Source organism: Streptomyces sp. NPDC050743, from assembly GCF_044456925.1.
Lineage (GTDB): Bacteria > Actinomycetota > Actinomycetes > Streptomycetales > Streptomycetaceae > Streptomyces.
Genome location: NZ_JBITGJ010000260.1, coordinates 1 through 3,629, shown reverse-complemented (window position 1 = coordinate 3,629; position 3,629 = coordinate 1). Strand labels below are relative to the sequence as shown.

At 70.5% G+C, this 3,629-nt stretch carries 3 protein-coding genes; 1 reads left to right on the top strand and 2 read right to left on the bottom strand.

The features are described 5' to 3' along the window. Positions 1–701: 701 nt before the first annotated feature. On the bottom strand, positions 702–1,778 hold the full coding sequence (locus ACIBJF_RS52600; RefSeq protein WP_399184991.1) for an alpha/beta hydrolase: 1,077 nt from the start codon (positions 1,776–1,778) through the stop codon (positions 702–704). A 119-nt stretch (positions 1,779–1,897) separates the two neighbouring features. Beyond that, entirely contained in the window at positions 1,898–2,863 is a 966-nt protein-coding gene (locus tag ACIBJF_RS52595; protein WP_399184990.1) for an alpha/beta hydrolase, read from the bottom strand. A gap of 186 nt (positions 2,864–3,049) precedes the next feature. On the opposite strand from ACIBJF_RS52595, the gene ACIBJF_RS52590 reads away from it, so the two are divergent. Next, positions 3,050–3,508 carry a MarR family winged helix-turn-helix transcriptional regulator gene (locus ACIBJF_RS52590; RefSeq protein ID WP_399184989.1) on the top strand — a complete coding sequence of 153 codons (459 nt, stop codon included), beginning with the start codon at positions 3,050–3,052 and terminating at the stop codon, positions 3,506–3,508. The last annotated feature ends 121 nt before the right edge of the window (positions 3,509–3,629 follow it).

The window sequence follows — 3,629 nt, the reverse complement described above, 5'->3', positions numbered from 1 at the left end:
CCGAGCCGCCGGCTCCGGTGGCGGCCTGAGCCGTAAATCCCCGCTCAGCCCTGGAGGGCGACGCATCCCCTCCCTCCAGGGAGGGGAGCCTTCAACCACCTCACCCGACAATGGGTCGCCTCCAGCGGATACTCCTCCTCCCCGTGAGGTCGCGGAGGCAGTGGGCTGTGACCCATGGCACAGGGACGCCGTCTGTCGAGCGGACAGGTCGAGCCGTGGAACTCTCCCTTCGTATGGCACGCCCCCTGACCGACTGGCAAGGCCCGCGCGGCTCGCTCAGCTCTCGCGGTCGGTCACGGACGCCGCTGTCACCGTCACGGCCAGCAGCCGGGCAGGACACAGGCCCGGCGTTCGGGAATGCCGGCTCCGGAGCGATTTCTTCCGGCTTGAGGGCGGACCGTGGATACGTGTGGCCACCGGGACATCTGATAGGCGAATGCCGCCGCACCCTTCCCTGACCCGCTAAGTAGCGGGTCAGGGAAGGGTGCGGCGGCATCTCTGATGCTTCTCTGGGTCTTTGGGCCCGCGGGCGGGCTGCGGACCACGCTCCACTGGCTCCGCCGACCGGCTGCGGCTGGGCGAAGGTCGCGTCGATGGCGGCGCCGTCCCGTGCGCCGGCGGAGGGCGGGCTGGTCCTCACGCTCCCCGCCGCGGCCCGGGCTCGGCGGCACGGCCCGAGCCGGTCCGCTCTGGAGCGGGGGTCAGGAGCCGCTGTGAAGGCCGGTGTAGAGGAAGTGGTTGGCCTGGTCGACGGCTGTCTTGGCGGCGTTGGTGTGGGCGAGGGCGTTGAGCATGGCGAAGTCGTGGATGATGCCCTGGTAGCGGACGGTGGTGATGTCGTTGCCGGCGGCGCGGAGCTTGGCGGCGTACGCCTCGCCCTCGTCGCGCAGGACGTCGGCCTCGTCGGTGATGACCAGGGCCTTGGGCAGGCCCTTGAGCTGGTTGAGGCTCGCGCGCAGTGGCGAGGCGAGGATCTGCTTGCGGTCCTTGGCGTTGGGGGCGTAGGCGTCCCAGAACCACTTCATGGCCTTGCGGGTCAGCCAGGGTCCGTCGGCGAACTCCCGGTAGGAGGCCGTGTTGAAGTTGGCATCGGTGACCGGGTAGAAGAGCACCTGCTCGCGCAGGGCAGGGCCGCGGCGCTGCTTGGCCATGAGGGTGACGGCGGCGGTCATGTTGCCGCCGACACTGTCGCCGGCGACGGCGATCCGAGAGCCGTCGACGTTGATCTCGTCGCCGTGCTCGGCGACCCACTTGGTGGCCGCGTACGCCTGCTCGATGGCGATGGGGTAACGCGCCTCGGGCGAGGGCGTGTAGTCGACGAAGATGACCGCAGCGCGGGCGCCGTTGGCGATCTGCCGCACCAGCCGGTCGTGGGTGTTCTCGTTGCCGAGGACCCAGCCGCCGCCATGGAAGTACATGACGGCCGGGAGCTTGCCGCTCACTCCGGCGGGACGGACGATCCGGATGGTCACCTCGCCGGTGGGTCCCACCTTGAGGGTGCGGTGGCTGATGTCCGCCGGGAGCTTGTCCACGGGGCCGGCCTGCGCGCTGTCGAGTGCCTTGCGGGCGTCGCCGTAGGACAGGGTGTAGATGGGCGGGTTCTTCGCGGCCGCGTCGGCGAACGCCTGGGCGTCCTTTTCCAGCACCGGGGCGGTCGTGGTGGCGGACGGTGCGGCGGGTGAGGCCGACGCGTTGGCGGTGATGGTCACCCCGGCGATGAGGGCGGCCGTTGCGGCGACGGCGATCTTGCGGTTGATTCGGACAGGTGCGGTGCGCATGGGGGAACTCCTGGTGCGTGGTGCAGGGTGCGCGCCACGCGGGTACTGAGGCGGGACCCGGGTGGTCCGGCCGGGTGTGGTGCGGGGGTGTTACGGGCGCCGGATGTGGTTGAGCGCGCTCAGGCGGTGCCGAGTGCGGTGCGCAGTGTGGCGATGGCCTGGCTGATGGCCGCTTCGGCGGCGTGGGTCTCGCGCAGGGCGTTGAGCATGACGAAGTCGTGGATGATGCCCTGGTAGCGGACGGCCGTGACGGGGACGCCGGCCTGGCGGAGCTTGCCCGCGTATGCCTCGCCCTCGTCGCGCAGGACGTCGGCCTCGCCGGTGATGACGAGGGCCGGGGGCAGGCCGGTGAGCTGGTCGGTGGTGGCACGCAGCGGGGACGCGGTGATCTGGGCGCGGTCGGCCTCGTCGGTCGTGTACTGGTCCCAGAACCACTGCATGGCGTCGCGGCGCAGGAAGTAGCCCTCGGCGAACTGGTGGTAGGAGCCGGTGTCGAACGCGGCGTCGGTGACGGGGTAGAACAGCACCTGCTGGACGAGCGGCACGTCCCCGCGCTCCTTGGCCATCAGGGTCAGTGCGGCCGACATGTTGCCGCCGACCGAGTCACCGGCCACCGCGATCCGGGTGGCGTCCAGGCCCTTTGAAGCGCCGTCGGTGACGACCCAGCGGGCGACGGCGTAATTCTGCTCGATCGCGACGGGGTAGCGGGCCTCGGGCGAGAGGTCGTACTCGGGGAAGACGACGGCGGCGTTCGCGCCGACGGCGAGTTCGCGGACCAGGCGGTCGTGGGTGTGGGCGTTGCCGAAGACCCAGCCCGCACCGTGGATGTAGATGACAACGGGCAGCGGACCGGCGGCACCGACGGGACGGACGATGCGCGCCCGGACGGTGCCGGTGGGCCCGCCCTGCACGGTCACCCACTCCTCGGCGATCTCGGGCTTGGCGATCTCGCCGGACTGGACCTCGTCGACGGCCTTGCGGCCCTCGACCGGACCGAGGTCGAACAGATACGGCGGGTTGGCGGTGGCCTCGGCGAATGCGGCGGCGGCCGGTTCCAGTACGGGGCCGGTGATGTTCTCGGGCATGGGGACTCCTTGGGCTGATGCCGGGGCGGCGGCCTCGGCGACCGATGTGTCCGGCCGTTCGGCGGTCACGAGAACACCGTAGCGCCCGATTAAGTCGCGCACAACTTAATCGAGCAAGACATAGTCGAGAGCGCTTGGAATGGGTAGGATGTACCTGGCCGATCATCAGAGGTAAGGACGGCGCTCATGGGCCAGAACGCGCGCGACGACGCCGCAGTGGGTTCGCTGCTGCTTCAGGACCAGCTCTGCTTCGCCCTGTACGCGGCCTCGCGGTCGGTCACGACCCGCTACCGTCCACTGCTGGACGAGCTGGGGCTGACCTACCCGCAGTACCTCGTCATGCTGGTGCTGTGGGAGCAGGGCTCGGTCTCCGTACGGGAGCTGGGCACGGCGCTCCAGCTGGAATCCAGCACCCTTTCGCCGCTCCTCAAGCGCCTTGAGACCGGCGGCCTGATTCGCCGCGAACGACGCGCCGAGGACGAACGCTCCGTCGCCGTACGCCTCACCCCGGCCGGCGCGGACCTTCAGGAGAAGGCCCGCGCCGTCCCGCTGGCCATCGGCGAGGCCATGGGTCTGACCCCCGAGCAGGACGCCACCGCGAAGCACTTGCTCCGCCTGCTCACCGAGAACGTCACCCACGACTGAGGCACCGGGGCGCGGCGCGTGCACTCTGGTTCACCGGGTTCCTCCGAGGATGCCCCGGCCTTCAGGCCGGGGAGGAATCGGACTCCTGCGGAGCAGGGCAGGGATAGCCGGATCGCCGTCA

Bases quoted from the DNA above. Each gene is read 5' to 3' on its own strand.
- ACIBJF_RS52600 (WP_399184991.1), bottom strand. From the start codon at position 1,778: ATGCGCACCGCACCTGTCCGAATCAACCGCAAGATCGCCGTCGCCGCA.
- ACIBJF_RS52590 (WP_399184989.1), top strand. From the start codon at position 3,050: ATGGGCCAGAACGCGCGCGACGACGCCGCAGTGGGTTCGCTGCTGCTT.
- ACIBJF_RS52595 (WP_399184990.1), bottom strand. From the start codon at position 2,863: ATGCCCGAGAACATCACCGGCCCCGTACTGGAACCGGCCGCCGCCGCA.